Source organism: Nocardia alni (assembly GCF_019038435.1).
Taxonomy (GTDB): domain Bacteria; phylum Actinomycetota; class Actinomycetes; order Mycobacteriales; family Mycobacteriaceae; genus Nocardia; species Nocardia alni.
Map to the genome: position 1 here is coordinate 28,115 of NZ_JAGPOX010000042.1, position 20,957 is coordinate 49,071.

Below are 20,957 nucleotides of genomic sequence, written 5' to 3' on the forward strand. Positions count from 1 at the left end.
ATGACCGAGACTGCCTCCGCGACCGAGGTCGTGGCGCCCGGATCCCTGAGCGCGGCGCCCGCCGCTCGACAGACCGGATCGCGGCCGCGATGGGAATTACCCGCGCTGGGCCTGTTGCTGATCATCACGGCCGTCGCGTACTGCTGGGATCTGAGCGCGACCGGCTGGGGTAACGACTTCTATGCAGCGGCGGTGCAGTCCGGCACCCAGTCGTGGAAGGCATTCTTCTTCGGCTCGCTCGATCCGGGCAATATCGTCACCGTCGACAAGACGCCGCTGTCCCTGTGGCCGATGGAACTGTCCGGCCGGATCTTCGGATTCAGTAGCCTGAGCATGCTCTTGCCGGAGGTAGTGCTCGGGGTGGCCTCGGTGGCGCTGCTTCGAGCGAGCGTACGGCGCTCGTTCGGTCCCGCCGCGGGGCTGCTGGCCGGGCTGGTGCTTGCCCTCACCCCGGTGGCGGCCTTGATGTTCCGGTACAACAACCCCGACGCGATGCTGACCTTCCTGATCATCGCGGCGGCCTGGGCCATGACGCGGGCGCTCGGCGATGGGCGCTGGCGGTGGCTGGCGCTCACCGGCGCGTTCATCGGACTGGGTTTCCTGGCCAAGCAACTGCAGGTGATGCTGGTCGTACCCGGTCTGGTGCTGGGGTATCTGGTGGCCGGGCCGCCGCGGCTGGGCAAGCGGCTGGCGCAGCTGTGCGCCGCGGGAGTGGCCGTAGTGGTCAGCGCCGGATGGTGGGTGCTGGCCGCGCAGCTGTGGCCCGCGTCGTCGCGGCCGTATTTCGGTGGGTCGCAGAACAACTCGATCCTGGATCTGACCGTGGGCTACAACGGGATCCAGCGGCTGGACACCTCGGGCTTCGGCCCGCGCGCCGGGACGCCCGGCATCACCCGGCTGTTCGGGCCCGAGCTGGCGGGGCAGATCACCTGGCTGGTCCCGGCCGCGCTCGTGCTGGGCGTGGCGGGGATCGCGCTGCGGGGGCGCGCCGGGCGTACCGACGGGGCGCGCGGGGCGCTGGTGCTGTGGGGTGTCTGGCTGGTGGTGGCCGGGCTGGTGTTCAGCTTCATGAACGGCACCTTCCACCAGTACTACACGCTGACCATGGCCCCGGCGATCGCGGCGCTGATCGGCGGCGGGGCCGTGCTGGTGTGGCGGGAGCGCGACAGGGTGTGGCCGCGGGCGGCGCTGGCGGTGAGCATGCTGCTGACCGTGGCGATGGCGTGGGTGACGCTGTCGCGCACGCCCGATTTCGTGCCGTGGCTGCGGTGGGTGGTGCTGGTCGCCGGGATCGTGGCGGCGGTCGCGGTGGTCGTGCCGGTGTCCGGTCGGGTGTCGGCCGTCGTTCTGGGGCTGGCGATCCTGGTCGGGCTGGCCGGGCCGGTGTCGTACACCGTCGACACGCTGGCGTCGGGGCATTCCGGCGATGGCGGCGGGTTCGCTGCGGGGCCGCAGGTGCCCGGGGCGTCGATGTTCGGTGGACCTCCAGGGGGAGGTCATCACGGCGGTGGACACCGCGGCGGGGCGCAGCTGCCCGGCGATCCCGGTGCCGGGTCGCAGGCACCCGGCAGGCCCGGTACCGGTGCGCCCGGTGCGGGGATGCCGATGCCCGGCGGTGCGCCGGGTGGACCAGGGCACGGTGGCGGACCCGGTGGTTGGGATCAGGGTCCGTCGCAGCAGGTCGTGAATTTGCTGAAAACCGATGCGGGCAGGTTCATCTGGCCCGGTGCGGCCGTCAGCTCGCACGGGGCGAACAGCTATCAGCTGGCCGCCGGCGTGCCGGTGATGTCGATCGGCGGCTTCAGCGGCGGTGATCCCGCGCCGACGCTCGCGCATTTCCAGCAGTACGTGGCACAGAGGAAGATCCACTACTTCATCGCCGGAGGATTCCACGGGCCGGACTCGGACGACAACAGCGAGAGCGCGAAGATCGCCGCGTGGGTGCAGCAGCATTACACCGCGAAGACGGTCGACGGTGTGACGATGTACGACCTGTCCGGGGCCGCGCACTGAGGCTGGGGCGCAGCACTTTTCGTATCGGCCGGGATCCGCATTCGCCACCACGGTGGTGAGTGCGGTCCCGGCCGAAAACGTTCCGGGATGACCGGAGGCATGTCGGGATGACGGACGGGACGGTGTAACCCGGGTCACTGAAGTTGCACTTTCTGAAAAATTGCACTTTGTGCTATTTTTTGGGTGTGTCCCTGTTGGAAGACGATCCGCGGCCGGTCGGGCTGCGTGAGCAGAAGAAGCGTCAGACGAGACTCGAGCTGTGCCGGGCCGCGCGAACGCTGGTGCTCGAGCGGGGGCTGGACGCGACCACGGTGGAGGATGTGGCGCTGGCGGCGGGGGTGTCGCCGCGCACGTTCTTCAACTACTACGAGAGCAAGCTGGATGCCGTCGTCGGCCCGGTCGGCGATATCGGCACACCCCGGACGCGGGAGCAGTTCATCGCGGGCGGACCGACGGGGGTGCTGATCGAGGACCTGTCCCAGCTCTTCGCCGCCGGGTTGGAGTCCGAAAATCAGGTGCTCGAGGATATTTCGGTCATCAAGGAGCTCGTCCAGGCCGAGCCGCGGGTGATCGCGGCCTTCGCCGCCTCGGGCGCGCGGCACGAGAGTGCCGTCTCCGAACTGCTGTACGCGCGCATGGGCGATGATTTCACGCCTGAATTCGCTTCTCTCACAGCGGCATTGATGTCAGCCCTGACGATGCGCGCCGCGCTGTCGCTGGGCGGTGACCGGAATCGGTCGCTGGTCGATGCACTACACGAGCACCGCGCGATGGCCGCGCGGTTGTTCGCGCCCACCACTGAGCCCACCGATGACAGGAGACGGGGATGACGATGAGGGACGCGGCGCCGCCGGCGCCGATTGTCTTGACGCAGAAGAGAGTATGGCTGATTTTTTCCGCGCTGATCGCGGGAATGTTCCTGGCCGGCCTGGATCAGACGATCGTGGGAACCGCCATGCCGACCATCGTCGGTCATCTGGGCGGCGTCTCCCATATGGCTTGGACGGCAACGTCATACCTGCTCGCCACCACCATCGTGATGCCGATCTACGGCAAGTTCGGCGATATGTTCGGCCGGCGCTGGTTGTTCCTGTTCGCGATCGCGGTCTTCACCGCCGCGTCCATCGGCGCCGCGCTGTCCACGGGTTTCTGGGAATTCGTGGTGTTCCGCGGGCTGCAGGGCGTCGGCGGCGGTGGCCTGATGATCCTGGCGCAGGCCATCATCGCCGATATCGTGCCCGCGAAGGACCGCGGGAAGTACATGGCGCCGATGGGCGCGATCTTCGGGGTCACCTCGGTGGCCGGGCCGCTGCTCGGCGGTCTGTTCGCCGATCACCTCGGCTGGCAGTGGTGCTTCTGGATCAACGTGCCGGTCGGGCTCATCGCGCTGGGTATCGCGTCGCGATATCTGACGATTCCCACTCACCGGCCCGCGACGCGGCCGGATTACCTCGGCGCCCTGCTGATGTCGGCCGGCACCACGCTGCTGATCCTGATCACCGATTGGGGCGGTAAACAGTACGCCTGGGGCTCGGCGGCGATCCTGTCGATGGTCGCGGCCTTCGTGATCGTGGTGGCGCTGTTCGTGGCCGTCGAGGCGCGGGCGCAGGAGCCGATGCTGCCGCTGTGGCTGTTCCGCAACCGCACGTTCGTGCTGACCTCGGCGATCGGGCTGATCGTCGGCCTGACCATGTTCGCGGCGCTGGCGTTCCTCCCGACGTACCTGCAAATGGCAACGGGCGCATCGGCTTCGGTGTCCGGACTGCTGCTGATTCCGATGATGGTCGGTCTGATGCTCACGCTGACCGCCTCGATGGCGGTGATCACCAAGACCGGCCGCTACCGGATCTTCCCGCCGATCGGGGCGCTGCTCATGATCGCGGGCATGCTCTGGATGACGCAGTTGACCGCGCACACCACGATGTGGGTGGTCTCGGCGCAGCTGTTCGTGATCGGCGCCGGTCTCGGGCTGATCATGCAGATCATCGTGCTGGTGGTGCAGAATGCGGTGCGGCCCGACCAGATCGGCACCGCGACCAGTGCCAACAACTACTTCCGGGAGATGGGCGGCGCGATCGGGGTCGCGATCTTCGGAAGTATTTTCACCACTCGGCTGACCTCGGGACTGACCGACGTGTTCAAGACGCACTGGCAGGAGGCCCTCGGCGCGCACCTCAGTGCGGGCGGGCTGGTGCCCGCGGTGGTCAAGCACCTGCCCGCGGACCTGCACGACGCGATCGTCGATGCGTACGCGCACGCGCTGATTCCGGGGTTCTGGTACATCATTCCCGGTGCGGTGCTGGCGTTCGTGCTGTCGCTGTTCATCCCGCAGATGGCGCTGTCGGACGAGGCCGGGATGGTGGCGCGTGGCGAGGCGGTGCTGGAGGAGAGGGACGAGCCCGACGCCCCGGCCGGAGGCTCCGAGGCGGATCCCGAACTCGTTCGCGGGCACTGAGGTTCGCCGCTCCAGCGAGATTCTCGGTGCAGCGGCGAACCCCTCGGAATCGATCTATTCGGAGGCGGCGGTGAGAGCGGCCGCCTCCGAGTCGGTCAGGGACAGTTCGGCCGAGGTGAGCAGGGCCTCGAGCTGCGCGGGGATGCGGGCGCTGGCGATGGGGGCCGCGACGGCGGGGCGGGTGCGCAGCCAGGCCAGGGCGACCGAGGCCACCGGGACGTCGTGCGCGGCGGCGACGGCGTCGAGTGCGCCGAGCACGCGGATGCCCTTGTCGTTCAGGTAGTTACGGGCACGCTGTGCGCGGGGGCCGGCCGCCGCGTTCGCATCGTCACCCTGGCGGTACTTGCCGGTGAGGAAGCCCATCGCCAGGCCGTAATACGGGAGGACGGCGAGCTTTTCGCGCACGCACACCTCGGCCAGCTCGCCCTCGTAGGTTTCGCGCTCGACCAGGTTGTACAGCGGCTGCACGACCTGATAGCGGGCCAGGCCCTCGCGGTCGGAGATCTCCAGGGCCTGCGTCAGGCGCGGCGCGGTGTACTGCGAGGCGCCCAGGTAGCGCACCTTGCCCGCGCGCACCAATTCGTCGAAGGCGCCGAGGGTTTCCGCGAGCGGGGTTTCGGTGTCGTCGTGGTGGGCGTAGTACAGGTCGATGTGGTCGGTGTGCAGCCGTCGCAGCGAATCCTCCACGGCCGCACGGATATTCTCCGCCCGCAGCCCGGGCCGTCGCGGATGCTTGGCCACCTTGGTGGCGATGTACACCTCGTCGCGGTTGCCGCGTGCGGCGAGCCACTCACCCAGGATCGTCTCCGACTCGCCGCCGGAATTCCCCGGAACCCAGGCCGTATATCCGTCGGCGGTGTCGATGAGGTTCCCGCCGCCGGCTGTGAAGGCATCCAGGACGGCGAAGGATTCGTCTCGATCGGCGGTCCAGCCGAAGACGTTCCCGCCGAGGCAGAGCGGATGAATATCTAGCTCGGTAGTTCCCAACAGTGCCATGCCACCCAACGTAGCCGCCCGCGCCGGCCCGGCCCCACCGCGTGTTCGATGAAGGTTTGCCGAATGTCCGCCGGTGACTCACGGCGTCTCACGTCGCCGCAGTCGGACCGCTGTCGTCCGAGAGGCCGATGTCCTCGGCGGTGTCAAAAGCGATATCGGCGGGGTCGGTGGACTGCGGGCAGGACCGGAACAGGATGCGGAAACTCGTCCCCGCTCCGGGACCGGTGGACAGATAGATCCGGGCCGAGTGCGCGGCGAGGATGGCCGTCACGATGGCCAGGCCCAGGCCCGAACCGCCTGCGCGCGAACGGGTTCGGTCGGCGCGGTAGAAGCGGTCGAAAACGTGTTGCGCCCGGTCCGGAGCGATGCCGGGACCTTCGTCGCGGACCTCGACGGCAAGCAACCGTCCTGTGCCGGAGCCGGACTCGGTATGGCTGTCCGTGGCGCCGGCCGAGGCGATCGCATGCTCCGGCGGGCCGCTCGCGAGTTCGACGGTCACATCGATCGCGGCGGTGGGCGGCGTATGGACCAGGGCGTTGGTGACCAGGTTCGTGATCACCTGCCGCAACCGATGTTCGTCACCGAGGATGCGCTGCGGCTGGGACGGGGTGTGCAGCCGCAGTAGCCGCTCGGGCCGGCGGATCCCGGCGTCGTGCACGACATCGGTGGCGATCGCGGTCAGATCGACCTCGGTGAGATCCAGGGGACGTTCCTCGTCGAGCGTGGCAAGCAGCAGTAGATCGTCGACCAGCACACCCATCCGGGTGGCCTCGCTCTCGATGCGGCTCATCATGCGCCGCACGTCGGCCTCGGTCGTGGCGCCGCCGTGCCGGTACAGCTCCGCATAGCCGCGAATGGAGGTCAGCGGGGTACGCAGTTCGTGCGAGGCGTCGGCGACGAAGGTACGCAGCCGGGCCTCCGACTCCTCCAGACGGCGCATCGTCGTGGACAGTCGCGCCAGCATCACATTGAACGCGCGCCCCAGCCGCCCCACCTCGGTGCGCGGGTCGGCGTCTTCCACCCGGCGATCGATATCGCCGTTCGCGATCGCGTCGGCGGTGTGCTCGACTCGGGTCAGGGGCGCGAGGCCTGCCCGCACCAGGAGCGCCGCGACCACGATCAACGCGATGAGAAGCGCCGCACCGGTGCCGATTTCGATCGTCCGCAACTGCTCGATGGTGGCGTAATAGGTGTCCATCGGAATGGCCACCGCCGCCGTGCCGCCGTCCGACTCGTATTGATCGGGCGGCTGAACCACCACAGCCACGCGCCATTTCGTACTCTCGCCGCGCTCGCCGACGACGAACGGCTTGCTACCGTGCGCGCGCACCGACGCGGTGTCCATCGGCGGTAACAGTAACTTCGCGTTACCCACGCCGAACTGGCCGTCCGGATGTCCGGCGGTGTCGAAAAACAGCATCCGCGCGGTGGATGGGAATATGACGCCATTGTCTTGCGCGGAGGACGGCGGTGGCGGCGGCGGCCGATCGGTCGAGGTCAAACCCGAGGCGACACGGTCGATCTGATCGTCCAGCCGGTTCAGCTGCGTTCGGCTGAGCAGGGCGACGCAGAGGGTACCGAAGATCACCAGCCCGGCCGCGGTGACGACCAGCACGGTCACCAGTAGCCGGGTGTGCAGCGTTCGCCCGCGCAGCGACATGTCAGATGCCCCAGCCCGGTCGGCGCAGGATATAGCCGACCCCGCGGGTGGTGTGGATCAACGGCGTGCCTCCGGCGTCCAGCTTCTGGCGTAGATGGCTGATGAAGGTCTCCACGACCCGGCTGTTGCGGCGTTCGCCGATGCCCCAGACGTTCTCCAGGATCTGGCTGCGGCTGACCACCTTGTCGGCATTGAGCATCAGATAGCGCAGGAGTTCGAATTCGGTGGGGGACAGTATGACGGGTTCCCCGTCCCGCCACACCTGATGGGAATCGGGATCGAGGATCAGATCCGCGTACTGCAGGCGCTCGGGATCCGCGTCGCGGGTGGTGCGGCGCAGGATCGTGCGCAGGCGCGCGACGACCTCCTCGATGCTGAAGGGTTTGCTGACGTAATCGTCGCCGCCGACGGTCAGGCCGGTGAGGCGGTCCTGGATCGCGTCGCGGGCGGTGAGGAACAGGATCGGCGCATCGCAGCCGATATTACGGAGACGCTGCGCCACGGTGAATCCATCCTGATCGGGCAGCATCACATCCAGCACGACGATATCGGGCATATGCAGCCGCGCACTCGCCAGCGCGGTGGCGGCGTCATCGGCGGAATACACCTCGAATCCATTCAGGCGCAACGCGGAACCGAGAAGATCCAGAATGTACGGCTCATCGTCGACCACCAGAACGCTCGGCGCGGACCCGGAACGATTATCCTTCACCAGGCACACGATAATCGTTCGGTTCTTTCCCGGCTATCGCCCGGCACTCGAAATGGCCGGACGGCGACATGGTCGAGCCGGGTGCGGTGTGATGAACGATACGGCTCGGTGCGGGTGCGGCGAGCAGGCAGGCTGCCCCGGTCGGCCGCACACGGTCGCTGCTGTCCGGGCGGTGGAACGAGCAGCCCGAACCGAATCGATGAATACTCGGTATTTACCGGTTCGTCGGAGATTCATAAGGCCCCTGAATTCCGTGTGAATCAGATTTCGGGCCGCTCGTTCTTCTTCGATGCCCGGACTGCGCAATCCGGGCAATTGTCATTGTTGTTTAAGGCGCCGGGTTGTGCAAGCTCCGTCGGATGATATTAGTATCTTTGCAAGCCTGCTGCGTAATGCCTACGGTGACGCGCTCGGCGGGAGCGGATGTGATGCCGTGGCGGGTGATCCGCGCAACACCTTCCGCCGGCCGAAGCTGTAAATTTGTCGGCGAAGTGTCGACGCCGGCGGGTAACCGGCTGCGGTTCCGATAAACCGAATGGGATGGGAGAATTCATGACCGTCGCGGTTGCGGGAGTCCGGGTGGGGCATTGGTCGGATCCGGCCGGGGAAACCGGGTGTACGGTGCTGACGCTGCCGGAGGGCGCGGTCGCCTCCTGTGAGGTCCGCGGCGGGGCGCCCGCGAGTCGCGAACTGGACGTGCTCGCCCCGGACAAGACGGTCTCCTCGGTAGACGCGATCGTGCTGACCGGAGGTTCGGCGTTCGGACTGGCCGCCGCCGACGGGGTGATGCGGTATCTGGAGGAGCAGGGGCGCGGTGTGCTCACCGCGGCCGGGCGGGTGCCGATCGTCCCGACGATGGCGCTGTTCGATCTGGCCGCGGGCGATCCGGCCGCGCGACCCACGGCCGAGCACGGATACGCCGCCGCGCGGGCCGCGGCCGGTGAGCAGATCCTGCGCGGGCGGGTGGGCGCGGGCACCGGGGCATACACCGGACAGTGGCGCGGACCGCAGCGGCGGCCGGGCGGAATCGGTTACGCGCAACGAACGCAGGGGGATCTGACGGTGTGTGCGCTGTGCGCGGTGAACGCCTTCGGCGATATCGACGACGGGCGCGGCGAGATCGCTCTGGACTCCGTCGCGGCGCTGAACACCCTGTTCGACCTCGAGGGTGCGCGTACGCACACCACCATCGGCGCGGTGATCACCAATGCGCGCCTGGACAAGACCGGCTGCTACATCGTCGCCCAGGGCGCGCACGACGGTCTCGCGCGTGCCCTCACCCCGCCGCACACCCGCTACGACGGCGACGGATTCATCGCTGCCGCAACGGGTTCGGTCGATGCCCACGTGGACGTCGTGCGGTTGCTGGCGCTGGCCGCGGTTACCGAGGCCATTCGTTCGGTGGGGGCTACCGGCCCGGCATGAGGGCCTGAACGGGTTCGTACACGGTCACCAGGACGATGGTGTCGCCGTAGGGCGCCGCGCCGCGGGCGAGGCGATGTGCCATGCGCGCCACCGACGTTCGCCACCGATACTTGGCTTCGATCTGCGTCTGGACGTACGGCAGGAGGGTACCGCCGGTGATCACCTGGGCCTGCCCTTGGCGCTGCTGCGAGCCGAGGGACGGATTGCCGCGCCAATCGCCGGGCTGTACGAGCACCCGGGGGTCGCGGGACAGTTCGTCCGCCTCGGTGGCGTAGGAGGAGACGCGGAAGGCGAGCTGGTTGTGACCGATCGGCACCACCAGGCGCGGAACCGTGACCAGCGCCTGCGGCCCGGAGACGCGGGTGACCACCACCGTTTTGGCCTCTTGCCAGATGTTCGCGGTATCCGATCGCTCCGGACGGCCCCCTGGTGCCTGCGGACCGCCGTCCGGGGCGGGGATGGGGCGGGCTATGGGCTTGCGGTACAGGCCGGGGTTCGGACCACCGCCAGGAACGGGACCGGCGCCCGGATTGGGCTGGGCGACCGACAGATAGGCGGTCGGCACATCAACCAGGGTTCCATTCATGGCATTGGATCCTTTCCAGTGACAAATCCTTCGCGAGCGAGCCGGTGCGCGGACGGCTGATCCGCCGCGCTCGACTCGCCATGTATCGTTCTCCGCACCATGGTGTTACATACCGTCCAGTTCGCCTCGTCGGCGAATCCGGAGCCGGTATCCCTCCATGGATTTCGTCGCGAACACACGCGGCAGACGGACGAACCGATACCCCCGAGCTCCGTTGCCCGACTGCCTTCGATAGTCCCTACCGCTCGCCGATCTGGCAACGGTGCTGGTAGGGGGGTGTTCCCGGTGCCGGGCAGTCGTACCGGCAGCCCCGGTGGACGAGCGTCCTCGCGCCGAGACCCGACTGTCAGAGAATTCCAAGGTTCATTGTTCGGGACGAAAGAGTAGTATTGAATCGGGTCGGGAAGCCGTCGAACAATTGAAACGTGCAGGCCCGCTTATAACAAATCGGTGGAGCCACCCGATAAAAGTTACATTTCGATTCCCGACGGTATGGTATTCCGTTCGAAGGAGTGATCATGCCTTTCTATCATCCAGGACCCTGGGGCGGTGGGGACTGGCATCACCATGGTTGGGGTTGGCCCGGCCCGGGCTGGGGCTGGCACGGGCCCTGGTTCGGTAGTGCCTGACCCCCTGAACAGCTGACGCACACGGCGCCACACGGTGGATCCGAACGGAGAAGCCATGCCGTGTGCGTCGGCTTGTGTAGCCTGATCGGACGTGACAGCGGCCGACGGCGAATCTCCCGACAGTCCCCCCGCGCCCGAGCGCGAGACCCGGCATACGGCTCGGTCGGTCCGCCTGGGTCTGCTGCTCGCCGTGGTCGGCGGTGCGCTGGACGCCTACACCTTCGTCGATTACCAGGTGTTCGCCAACGCGCAGACCGGCAATATCGTGATGATGGGTGTGTCTGCCGCGCAACGGGATTGGCGGGCTGCAGCTGATCGACTTCCGCCGATTCTGGCGTTCGTGGCGGGCGTGGTGGCGGCGGAAGCGCTGCAGCGGCCACGGATCTCGGCGATCCTGCGCTGGCCCACGCGGATGGCGCTGGTATTGGAGATCCTGGTCCTGATCGGGGTCGCCCTGCTGCCGCGCGAGGCGCAGACCGTGGTCACCGTGCTGGTCGCGTTCGCATCGTCGGTGCAGGTGACCAGCTTTCGCACCCTCGTGGACACCCCCTACAGCACGACGATCAGCACCGGCAACCTGCGCACCGCGGCACAGAACGCCTTCGCCGCGGTGGTTGCCCGGGATCGTGAGGCCGCACGCCGGGCCGGCCGCTTCTGGGGGATCGTCCTGGCGTTCCTCGTCGGGGCGTGCGGCGGCGCCGTGCTGACCATGCATCTGCATGCCTACGCCGTTCTCGTTCCCGCCGTACTGCTCATCGGCGCGCTGGCGTTGTTCGTCCACGATGAGCGGACCGCGTGAGGTCAGTTCTCGCGCCGGCAGTTCCCCGACGGGGATGAGGCCGGGCCCTCGATGCCGTCGAGGTTGTGGCCGATGACGCGATAGCAGCCCGGATCGGTATTCGGGTCGTGCCAGGTGCGGGAGGAGTCGGTGACGCAGCTGTCGCAGACCGTCTTCCACGCGCCGCCGGGGGCCTGCCGCTGGATGGTGTAGGCGGGGGATCCGGCCGAGCCCTGGAACAGGACCGTATTCGCGGTGGTGGAGGTGATCGTGGGGGCCGGGACCGGCTGGTGCGCGGGGGGCGCCGGGTATCCGGCCATGCGGTAGGCGTGGGCGCGCAGCAGTTGGGCGCGGGCGGCCATGTCGGCAGCGGTATTGGAGCGAGTGTCGATGCCGGTGTAGTACAGCGCCCACCAGTTGCCGTCCTCACCCCATTGGCACGTGGGCGTGCAGCCTGTGTCGGCCGGAATCGGTTGCCAGCCATGGCCGTTGGCATGCGATTGCAGCGCCCAGTAGTTGTCGCCGGCGATATTCGGGTCCGCTTCGAGGCCGGTCAGGAACTGCTGTAAGGCCGCGGGGGTGAGAAAATCGGTGTTGTCCCAGCCGAATTCTATGGGGGAGAAGGCTTTTCCCGCGGCCGCTGCCTGTGCCGCCGCCTGGTGAAGGGTGGGGGCGTTGCCGTCGACGCGATCTCCCATGACGCCGGGAATCCAGTGCGGGTAGTACTCGGTGGCGAAGACGTCGACGCCGGGAATCCGCAGCGCGCCGGGATCGATCGAGCCGATGCCGCCGACGGAGCTGTTGTCGATGAACAGCTGGTTGTGGTCGACGGCCTTGAAATGGTCGGAGACCGTACGTATCCAGCGGTCGAGCGTGGCGGACGTCTGGCCGTCGCCCAGGCCGATGTTGTTGCCGTCGACCCAGCCCGCGAAGGTCGGGTCGTCCTTGTAGGCCAGGCCGGTGTACGGGTTGACGTGGTTCAGCAGCGCATCCATGTGATGCTCGTAGTCGCCGATGAGGGCCGGGTCGGTGAAAAAGGCCTTGCCGCAGTCGGATCGGTGTCGCCAGACGCAATACCAGCCGTGTCCCTGTCCGGACAGCGAGGCGTGGGTGGGCGTCGGTGCGCCGTTCGCATCGCCGTCGAATTCACCGAACAGCTCGACGCCGTACCTGTGCGCCTCGGCGACGACCATGTCGATCTGCCCCAGGGCCGCCGGATCGAATTGTCCGAGTTGTGGTTCCAGGCATTGTGCGCAGCCGATCGTGTCGCCGAGGGTCTGCGCGCGGACCGCGGTCGCGCCCATGTCGCGGGCCGTGGCCAACGCGTCGTCGACCTCGTATCTCGTCGCATAGCGTTCGCTGCCCGCGGGGATCGGCGAGGACGGGTTCGGGCCGTAGTTCGCCAGCCCCAGCCACTCGATATTCGCGCCGCTGAAACGGAATTCACGCCCGTTCACGGTGAGCCGGGCGCCCGCGTGCCGCACGAAACTGTCGCGGTACTGCCCGGTGGCCGGGCCCGCTACCGGCGCGGTCGGTTCCGGCGGGGGAGCGGCGTATCCGGACGGTGCGGATGCCAGGGCCGTGACGACGGCGGCGCCGAGTGCGGCGAGAATTCGGCGTGGACGCACGGGTGTCCTCTCGGGGCGGTCGACTGAGTGCGACGTCACGCTACCACCAAAACACAGTATCGCTGTGTTTTTATTGCCGGTACCGTCGGCGCATGCCCGAAAACACCGGCCGGGGTCCTTACGCCAAGGGAATCGCCCGCAGACAGCAGATCCTGCGGGAGGCGTTGGCCGCCTATGCCGAGAGCGACAGCGCCGGGCCGTCCCTGCGGGCCATCGCCACGCGGGTGGGCCTGAGCGAACGCGGCCTGCTGCACTACTTCCCGGCCCGGGACGAACTGCTCGTCGCGATCTTCGCCGAGCGCGACGCGTCCGATGTCGCGCACTTCGACCCGGACGCCACGATCGAGGCCCTGCCCGCGATGGTCGCGCACACCGCCCGTACGCCGGGCCTGTCGCGCCTACTTTTGGAAATGATCGCCGCGGCAACCGACGAGGGGCACGCCGCGCACCGCTACTTCACCGACCGCTATCGCGCCCTGCGTGGCGTACTCGCCGACAAGTTCCGCCACTCGGTCGAGCGGCCCGGCCCGGCGCCCCTGCCTGCCGTGGACCCGGATTTCGCGGCCCGCATCCTCACGGCGGCCTCCGACGGATTGCAGGCCCAGCGGCTCCTGGACCCGTCCATCGATCTCGAGGACGACCTCGACCGGCTGACCCGTTTGCTGTTGTCGGCCGCGTCCCGGCCGGATCGGCGATGAGGACCCGGCGTGGCACCCCTCCGCTGCCACGCGAATTGTTCAGGGGCGCGGGATGTTTCGCAGGTTCAGGCGGGCTATCTCGGCGACTTCGCCTACGCCGCCGGACAATACGAGTTTGCCGAGGCCCATCGCGAAGCCGCGTGCCTCTTCGAGGGTGAGGTGCGAGGGGACCTCCAGAGCGTCGGGGGTGGTGACCACGTCGAGCAGGGCCGGGCCGTCGTGGGCGAGGACCTCGCGAACCGCCTCGCGCAGGTCCTGCGGCTCGGTGACGCGCCGGGTGAACAGGCCCGCGGCGGCCGCGATCGCCGCGTAGTCGGCCTGTTCGTGGTCGGTTTCGAACGGAGGGTCCCCGGCGACCATCATTTCCAGGCGGACCATGCCGAGACTGGAGTTGTTGAATACCACCACCTTCAACGGCAGGCGATGGATCTTGACGGTCAGCAGTTCGCCCAGCAGCATCGCCAAGCCGCCGTCGCCGGACAGCGAGACCACCTGACGGTCCGGATGGGCCAGTTGCGCGCCGATGGCCATGGGCAGTGCGTTGGCCATCGATCCGTGCACGAAGGAACCGAGCAGGCGCCGGCTGCCGTTGGGTGTGAGGTAGCGGGCCGCCCAGGTGCAGCACATGCCGGTGTCGGCGGTGAAAATCGCGTCGGCGGAGGCCAGTTCGTCGACGAGGGCGGCAAGGTGCTCGGGGTGGATGGGGCTGTGGGTGGCGATGTGGGTGCTGTAGGTGTCGACGCTGTGCCGTAGCGCGCGGTCGTGGGCGTGCAGCATGTCGTCCAGGAAAGAACGATCCGTGCGCTGGGGCAGCCGGGCCAGCACCCGGTCCAGTGTGAGACCCAGGTCGGCCGCGATTCCCTGTGCCAGGGGTGCGCGACGGCCCAGGCGCGCGGGATCGATATCGATCTGAATGTTGTTGCCGGACGGGAGGAAATCGTCGTAGGGGAAGTCGGTACCCAGCAGCAGAACCAGATCGGCGGCGTGCAGCGCCTCATAGCACGCGCCGTAGCCGAGCAGGCCGGTCATGCCGACCTCGTACGGGTTGTCGTATTGCAGAATGTCCTTGCCGCGCAACGTATGTCCGACCGGGGCGTACAACCGACCCGCCAGGGCGAGTACCTGCTCGCGGGCATCGGCACAGCCGATACCGCCGAAGATGGCGATGCGTTCGGCGTCGGCGATACGCTCGAGCAACTCGTCGATCGCCGCGTCGTCCGGTACCGGGCGCGGCCGGGCGGTGACGGTCGTGCTGTGCTTCGGTTCGCCGTCGGAATGCGCGGCCAGAATGTCGCCGGGCAGCACCAGAACCGCCGCGCCGCGCTTACCGATCGCGCTCGCGATCGCGCTGCGGGCCAGTCGTTCCGCCTGATCGGGGTGGGCGACCGTTTCGCAGTAGTGGCTGGCCTGCGCGAACAATGCCTCCGGCTTGGTCTCCTGGAAGAAGCCGGTACCGATCTGACGGCTGTTGATATGGGAGGCCAGGGCCAGCACCGGTGCGCCGGAGCGGTGCGCGTCCATGACGCCCTGGATCAGATGGGTGTTACCCGGGCCGCAACTGCCCGCGCACACCGCCAGTCGCCCGGTGAGCTGAGCCTCGGCGGAGGCGGCGAAGGCCGCGGCCTCCTCGTTGTGCACATGCACCCATTCGACCCGGCCGTCACGGCGCACGGCGTCGCTGAACGCGTTCAGGCTGTCGCCGACCAGGCCGTAGATCCGGCGGACCCCGGCTCGGACCAGCACCTCGAGTAGGTCGTCGGCTACCGTGCGGCGCAGTGCGGTCATCTCGCTGTCCGATCGTCATGGGCCGCGGGGCGGCACAGTAGATGAGTCTGACGGCCGGACAGTACCAACTCGGCACGCCGGTTGGATACCGACATCTCGGGTGGTGACCGAGCCGTTGTCGCCGAACGGTTCACCGGCCGGGCCGCGGGCGGATCACCGCTCGATCAGGTGACCTGACCGGCCTTCGGCCCCGACCGGTCGAGCAGGTCGAGATAGGTGTCGAGATGGGCCGCGCCGGTGAGCAGGTTGCGGCTGCGGGCGGTCAGGCGGGACTGCCAGGAATCCAGGAAGACCACCAGGGCGTCCGCGCCGCCCGCCTCGCGCAGCGAGTCGAGGAACTGGGCTACCTGGTGCAGGAGGTAGCCGCCACGGCGCAGTTGGCGGGCGATTTCGGCGTCGCGGACGCAGTCCGGGCCGTAGCGGCGGTAGCCGGTCGTCCGGTCGCGCTCGGGGTGCAGGATGCCCTCGGTTTCCCAGGTGCGCAGCGTGGCGGGGTGCAGGTCGAGGTGGCGCGCGAGTTCGCCCACGGTCAGCGGGGGACCGGGGATGGGGGTCGGCGCGGTGGACAGGGCGCCCAGGGCCTTCGCGACCTCGGTGCGAGTGTCGCGTTCGGCGAGCTGGGAGACGTGTGCGGCGTCGATGAGGCGGTAGGCGGATTCGGTGTCGCCGCGGTGGATCGCGCGCATGATGGCCGTCGCCTGCTGGTGGCCGTGGCCGCCGCGCAGGGCGAGGAAGGCGCGAAGGGCCTGCGCGTGCAACGGGGTGTAGCGGCGGTAGCCGGACTCGCTGCGTTCGGTCGGCGGGAGAATGCCCGCGTCGTCGTAATTGCGGATCGCCTGTGCGGACAGGCCGTGTTCGCGGGCGAGGTCGATAGGTCGCATACACCACCTCCGATTGAGGCTTGCAGTCTATCGAGGCCAGGTCGAATTCAGACAAGTCTCACTCGATTCTTCAACGATATCGTCGAGGTCAGGAGAATCCGGAAGGAGTTTTCATGTCTATCGCACTGCGTGAGCTCGGTCGTCGGCTCGACGACCCGGCGAGCCTTGACCGCGCCCTCGACGAGTTGTTCGCCGCGGGGATCCCGGAGTTGCTCGCGCTCGGCGAGCCCACCCATGGGATCGAGGCATTTCCGTTGCTGCGCAACGAAATCCTCGCTCATCTCGTCGAACGGGGATTCCGGTCGATCGCGCTGGAGATCGATTTCTTCGCCGCGTCCATTGTCGAGGACTATGTGGCCGGTGCGGCGACACCGCTCGATACGGTGCTGGAGACCGGGTTCAGCCATCGGTTCGGAGCGGTGCCGGGCAACCGTGAGCTCGTCGAATGGCTCCGCGCGCACAACGCCGATCGCCCGTCGCGGGACCGGATTCGCTTCTACGGCTTCGACGCCCCGACGGAATCCGCGGGCGCGCCGAGTCCGCGTCGCGCGCTGACCGCGGTCATCGACTACCTGCCCGGCCCGCTGCTTCCCGCCTCGGTCCCCGACCTGGACGCGTTGCTCGGCGACGAGGCCGACTGGACGAACGAGGCTGCCATGTACGACCCGGCGGCATCCCTCGGCGACTCCGCCCGCATCGGCCCCCTGCGCATCCTCGCCGACGATCTCGCCGGTGCCCTGCGTCGCGCGGCCCCCGCCCTACGCCCCGCCGATCCGGCCGCCTACGACCTCGCCGCCGCCCACGCGCATACTGCCCAAGGCCTGCTGCGCTATCACGCGGCCATGGCCGTCCGCGCTCCCGACCGCATCGCGACCCTGCTCAGCCTGCGCGCGGAGATGATGGCCGAGAACCTGCACACGATCCTCGGGCAAGAGGCGCGCCGCGGCCCCACCCTGGTGTTCGCCCACAACGTCCACCTGCAACGACTGCGGTCCCACATGGATATCGGCGAGACACGGGCGAGTTGGGGAAGCGCCGGAGCCCTCGTCGGACTCACCCTCGAGGACCGGTATCGGTTCGTGGCGACCGACGCCAATCCCCATAGCGAGCCGGGAACCCTGCAACGCGCCCTGGCCGAGGCGACCACCCGCCGCACCCTGTTCCCAGGGCCTGCCCTTCGCGAAGCGCTTGCCCCGACGGTCATCGCGGGCGAACCCATTGTTCCAGGCCATATTCCGCTCACCCCGGCGGATATCGAGGGCGCCGACGCCGTCATCTTCATCGCCGATACCGACGGAAAACGCCATCAATACTGGTAGCGGCCTGCGCCTGTGTGACGTCGCCAACCCGGCCGTACGACCAGTCGAGTCGGTGCCAATGGTTGGATTCCGACGAATCGCTCTTTACGGTGAGGTAATGGATTACCTTGCCGTGCTGCGGGCGAAGCTCGCCGAGTTCGGTGCGCTCATCGACGGCCCGTTGGACCTCTCGACTCGGGTGCCCGGATGTGGCGATTGGACGTTTTACGACCTGGCCGATCATCTGGGCAATGGCAATTTGTGGGTTGCGGTCGGGGTGCGGGAAGGCCGGGGGGATCACCACGGTGAACCCGCACCCAGGGAGGTGGATCGGTTGCGGGGTTGGTTCGACGACACTGCCGAGGCTCTCGTCGCGGCGTTGTCCACCGATCCGCGGACGCCGGCCTGGACCTTCACCAGTCAGATGCCGCGGACGGTGGGTTTCTGGCAGCGGCGGCGAATGCACGAGACGCTGATGCATCTGTGGGACGGGCAGGATGCGCTCGGGAGGGCCGCGTCCTTCGAACCCGAGCTGGCCGCCGACGGCATCGCGGAGGTGTTCGAGCTCTACGCGCCCCGCATGATCAAACACGGTGCTGCCGCGGCGCCGGACACCGCGATCCGTATTCACGCCTCCGATACCGGCGGCGACTGGATCTACGGTCCGGGCGAGCCGAGCGCCGAATTATCCGGCCCCGCCGCGGATCTGCTGCTCGGACTGTGGGGCCGCCGGTCCCTGTCCGATCCCGTGCTCGGCTGGTCGGGCGATCGCGTCGCCGGTGAGCGCGCGTTGTCCGGACCGCTGGTGCCGTGATGGAGATGGTCGCGCTGCCGGGCTACCGGAACCGGGCGTGGTCCGGCCGTATCCTGATGCCGGACCGGCAGACCCGACCGGTCCGCCGATAGTGAGGTAGGCGCCGATGTCAGGTACACCCGATGGCTCGTACATGCCGGAAAAGCTGCCGTACTGGGCAGGGGACGGCATCGATCCGACCGTGCCGAGCCTGGCGCGCATGTACGACTACTCGCTCGGTGGCGGGAACAATTTCGCCGTCGACCGGGAGCTGGCCGAGGCGTACCAGAAGCGGTGGCCGCACATGTTCCACGCCGCGCGATCCAACCGCGCGTTCCTGCGGCGCGTGGTGGGCTATCTGCTGGACCAGGGGGTGCGGCAATTCCTCGACATCGGCTCGGGTATCCCGACCGCCGGCAACGTGCACGAGGTCATCATCGACGCCGGCGCCGCGAACGACGTGCAGCTGATTTATGTCGACATCGATCCGATCGCGCTGATCATGAGTCATCGCCTGCTCACCGATGTGGGATGGGCCCACGCCGTGCGCGGGGACGCAAGCAACATCGACGGCATACTGACCGACCCCGAGGTCACCGAGCGTCTGGACTTCACCCGGCCTGTGGCGGTGCTGATGCTGTTGATGCTGCACGCGGTGCCCGGCCCGGCGCAGTCGCTGCTGGCCGGGCTGCCCGAGCGCCTGTCGGTCGGAAGTTATCTGGCGGTCTCCAATTCCGCTCCCAGCGACAGCTATCCCCCTGACGAATTGGCCGAATGGCTGGCCATGGGCGCGCGCACCGTGACACCGACCGTCGCCCGCACCAGCGCCGAGATCGCCGCCTTCTTCGACGGATTCGAGTTGGTCGAGCCCGGCTTGGTACCGCTGCCGCTGTGGCGTCCCGAACCCGGACAGGAAACCACCTCCTTCTGGTACGACGCCGTCGGTGGCGTTTCCGTCAAGCTGTGATCGTCGACCGGAGCCGGTAGACGATGAAAGTCGGTACATCGCTCACCGGACCCAGCTCGACGGGGAACCGTTGCAGTGCCTCGGACGAGGGTCGCGCCTCGGTGATCGCGTCGATCACGAATCCGGCCGCCGCGAATTCCGCCATCACCGCGGCCAGGGGTCGCCGCCAAAAGTGTTGCGTGACCTCGACATCGGCTTTGGTCCAGGTATCGGAGACGAGCCGGGTATCGAAGTAGTCGTCGTGCTGACCGGCGAGCGCGGGGGCGAACGGATGATCCAGCGACAACACGATCCATCCGCCCGGACGAAGGATCTCGGCGAACGAACGAAGCGGAGTCTGCCAGTCGCGCAGATAGTGCAGCGCAAGCGAACTGGTGATCCCGTCCACCGACCGCGGCGCCAGATCCAGCGGTTGCGCCAGATCGGCCTGGAAGAAGCGGCCGCGACCGGCACACCGGGCCTCGGCCTCCGCGACCATCGCGGCGCTCAGGTCGACGCCGATCACCTCCGCCCCCTCGGACAGCAGCCACTCACACTGGGCCCCGGCCCCGCAGCCCGCGTCCAGGACCGTCAGCCCCGTCAACGGTCGCGGAACCGAGGATCGCAGCGCCGGCCGCTCGAGCCAGCCGTTGTACGGGCCGTCATCGGTCGTCGCGGACCATACCGGCGCCAACCGGTCGTACGCCTCGCGTGTCCGAGAAAAGTGCTCCGACTGTGTAATTCGCTCGGCATTCACAGCGACAATCATGCCCGCAACGATGCGGGAGCACCGCGCGAGGCGCGCTGAACGCGGGCTGACCTCGCCGATCATGTTGTGCTGAAGCGTATTTCGATTTCGATGAGGCTTTACCGCACGCTCGGCTACAGATCTCGATACAATCACGTTCGCTCGGATCGAATATGTATGTCACGGAGGTAGTACCGAGGTGGGACGTCACCGGATGAAGTCGGCATCAACCGTCCGGCGGAAATCAGTTATCGCATTATCCGGTTTGGTTCCCGGGGTGGTCTCGGTGACAGCCCTCGCGACGCAGGCATCGGCCGCCACGACCGCGCCCGAGATCCACATGGTCGCGCTGCCCACCGGATCGGCCGGAACCGGATCGGCGGGGACCGGGTCCGCGGACTCCGGGTCGTCGAGTGGATCCGCGGGCACGGGCTCGACCGGCGGGTCGAGCGCGGCGGCGATTCCCGGGGTCGCCGAAACCGCGTACAAGGTCGCCGCGGTCGAACTCGCCGTGACACAACCCCAGTGCCACATGCCGTGGCAGTTACTCGCCGGGATCGGCCGGGTCGAGTCGCATCACGCCGACGACGGAGATGTCGACATGTTCGGGACGGCCCGGCGCTCGATCTACGGCCCGGCCCTGGACGGCACCCTGCCCGGCAACGAGGTGATTCGCAACCACGCCGGCAAATTCCTGCGGGCCGAGGGGCCGATGCAGTTCATGCCCGCGACGTGGGCGCGGTACGCGCCGCCGGGCGGCGACCCGCAGAACATTTTCGACGCGAGCTACACCGCCGGAAATTACCTCTGCTCGGGTGGGCTCGATATGCACGACTCCGCCCAGCGGACGACCGCGATCCTGCGCTACAACCACTCGATGGCCTATGTCGCCGAGGTCATGGGCTGGGCGCACCGGTACGAATAGC

At 68.1% G+C, this 20,957-nt stretch carries 18 protein-coding genes; 10 read left to right on the top strand and 8 right to left on the bottom strand.

Features of this window, described 5'->3' with window-relative positions:
* The 3 genes from JZ791_RS17995 (at position 1) to JZ791_RS18005 (ending at position 4,468) form a co-directional block, all read left to right on the top strand.
* Entirely contained in the window at positions 1-2,013 is a 2,013-nt protein-coding gene (locus tag JZ791_RS17995) for an ArnT family glycosyltransferase (RefSeq protein ID WP_216896296.1), read from the top strand.
* A gap of 185 nt (positions 2,014-2,198) precedes the next feature.
* Entirely contained in the window at positions 2,199-2,843 is a 645-nt protein-coding gene (locus JZ791_RS18000) for a TetR/AcrR family transcriptional regulator (protein WP_216896297.1), read from the top strand.
* The gene (locus JZ791_RS18005) at positions 2,840-4,468 is read left to right on the top strand and encodes an MDR family MFS transporter (RefSeq protein ID WP_216896298.1); all 1,629 of its coding nucleotides are present in this window, start codon (positions 2,840-2,842) and stop codon (positions 4,466-4,468) included. Before JZ791_RS18000 ends, JZ791_RS18005 begins: the two co-directional genes overlap by 4 nt.
* A 54-nt stretch (positions 4,469-4,522) precedes the next feature.
* Here JZ791_RS18005 and JZ791_RS18010 read toward each other — a convergent pair whose 3' ends face one another.
* From JZ791_RS18010 to JZ791_RS18020, 3 genes are all read right to left on the bottom strand, one after another.
* Positions 4,523-5,464: an aldo/keto reductase gene (locus JZ791_RS18010; protein WP_216896299.1), complete on the bottom strand. Its 942-nt coding sequence runs from the start codon at positions 5,462-5,464 to the stop codon at positions 4,523-4,525.
* 88 nt (positions 5,465-5,552) lie between these two features.
* The gene (locus JZ791_RS18015) at positions 5,553-7,124 is read right to left on the bottom strand and encodes a sensor histidine kinase (RefSeq protein ID WP_216896300.1); all 1,572 of its coding nucleotides are present in this window, start codon (positions 7,122-7,124) and stop codon (positions 5,553-5,555) included.
* Between the two features lies 1 nt (position 7,125).
* A complete protein-coding gene (locus tag JZ791_RS18020) occupies positions 7,126-7,836 on the bottom strand; it encodes a response regulator transcription factor (RefSeq protein ID WP_216896301.1) in 711 nt (236 codons plus the stop codon).
* Positions 7,837-8,388: 552 nt separating this feature from the next.
* Here JZ791_RS18020 and JZ791_RS18025 point away from each other — a divergent pair.
* Positions 8,389-9,261, top strand: coding sequence for a P1 family peptidase (locus JZ791_RS18025; protein ID WP_216896302.1), 873 nt, complete (start codon positions 8,389-8,391; stop codon positions 9,259-9,261).
* Here JZ791_RS18025 and JZ791_RS18030 read toward each other — a convergent pair.
* The gene (locus JZ791_RS18030; protein ID WP_216896303.1) at positions 9,245-9,847 is read right to left on the bottom strand and encodes a hypothetical protein; all 603 of its coding nucleotides are present in this window, start codon (positions 9,845-9,847) and stop codon (positions 9,245-9,247) included. The two genes, JZ791_RS18025 and JZ791_RS18030, sit on opposite strands and share 17 nt — an antisense overlap.
* A gap of 720 nt (positions 9,848-10,567) precedes the next feature.
* Between JZ791_RS18030 and JZ791_RS18035 the strand changes: the two genes are divergently transcribed.
* Positions 10,568-11,275: a YoaK family protein gene (locus JZ791_RS18035; protein WP_216896304.1), complete on the top strand. Its 708-nt coding sequence runs from the start codon at positions 10,568-10,570 to the stop codon at positions 11,273-11,275.
* 2 nt (positions 11,276-11,277) lie between these two features.
* Here JZ791_RS18035 and JZ791_RS18040 read toward each other — a convergent pair whose 3' ends face one another.
* The gene (locus JZ791_RS18040) at positions 11,278-12,921 is read right to left on the bottom strand and encodes a glycoside hydrolase 5 family protein (RefSeq protein WP_216896305.1); all 1,644 of its coding nucleotides are present in this window, start codon (positions 12,919-12,921) and stop codon (positions 11,278-11,280) included.
* Between the two features lie 53 nt (positions 12,922-12,974).
* On the opposite strand from JZ791_RS18040, the gene JZ791_RS18045 reads away from it, so the two are divergent.
* Positions 12,975-13,580, top strand: a complete 606-nt coding sequence (locus tag JZ791_RS18045; RefSeq protein ID WP_216896306.1) for a TetR family transcriptional regulator C-terminal domain-containing protein — start codon at positions 12,975-12,977, stop codon at positions 13,578-13,580.
* Positions 13,581-13,619: 39 nt separating this feature from the next.
* Here JZ791_RS18045 and JZ791_RS18050 read toward each other — a convergent pair whose 3' ends face one another.
* Entirely contained in the window at positions 13,620-15,356 is a 1,737-nt protein-coding gene (locus JZ791_RS18050; protein WP_216896330.1) for a thiamine pyrophosphate-dependent enzyme, read from the bottom strand.
* 173 nt (positions 15,357-15,529) lie between these two features.
* Entirely contained in the window at positions 15,530-16,246 is a 717-nt protein-coding gene (locus JZ791_RS18055) for a MerR family transcriptional regulator (RefSeq protein WP_216896307.1), read from the bottom strand.
* 113 nt (positions 16,247-16,359) lie between these two features.
* Here JZ791_RS18055 and JZ791_RS18060 point away from each other — a divergent pair, with 113 nt between their 5' ends.
* The 3 genes from JZ791_RS18060 to JZ791_RS18070 all read left to right on the top strand — a co-directional run bounded on the left by JZ791_RS18060 (position 16,360) and on the right by JZ791_RS18070 (position 19,304).
* Positions 16,360-17,565 carry an erythromycin esterase family protein gene (locus JZ791_RS18060; RefSeq protein WP_216896308.1) on the top strand — a complete coding sequence of 402 codons (1,206 nt, stop codon included), beginning with the start codon at positions 16,360-16,362 and terminating at the stop codon, positions 17,563-17,565.
* A 97-nt stretch (positions 17,566-17,662) separates the two neighbouring features.
* The gene (locus JZ791_RS18065; RefSeq protein WP_216896309.1) at positions 17,663-18,358 is read left to right on the top strand and encodes a maleylpyruvate isomerase family mycothiol-dependent enzyme; all 696 of its coding nucleotides are present in this window, start codon (positions 17,663-17,665) and stop codon (positions 18,356-18,358) included.
* 106 nt (positions 18,359-18,464) lie between these two features.
* Positions 18,465-19,304, top strand: coding sequence for an SAM-dependent methyltransferase (locus JZ791_RS18070; protein WP_216896310.1), 840 nt, complete (start codon positions 18,465-18,467; stop codon positions 19,302-19,304).
* Here the strand turns inward: JZ791_RS18070 and JZ791_RS18075 are convergent.
* A complete protein-coding gene (locus tag JZ791_RS18075) occupies positions 19,294-20,025 on the bottom strand; it encodes a class I SAM-dependent methyltransferase (RefSeq protein ID WP_438804533.1) in 732 nt (243 codons plus the stop codon). The genes JZ791_RS18070 and JZ791_RS18075 overlap by 11 nt on opposite strands.
* 292 nt (positions 20,026-20,317) lie before the next feature.
* On the opposite strand from JZ791_RS18075, the gene JZ791_RS18080 reads away from it, so the two are divergent.
* Positions 20,318-20,956, top strand: coding sequence for a lytic transglycosylase domain-containing protein (locus JZ791_RS18080; RefSeq protein ID WP_216896312.1), 639 nt, complete (start codon positions 20,318-20,320; stop codon positions 20,954-20,956).
* Position 20,957: the final 1 nt, after the last annotated feature.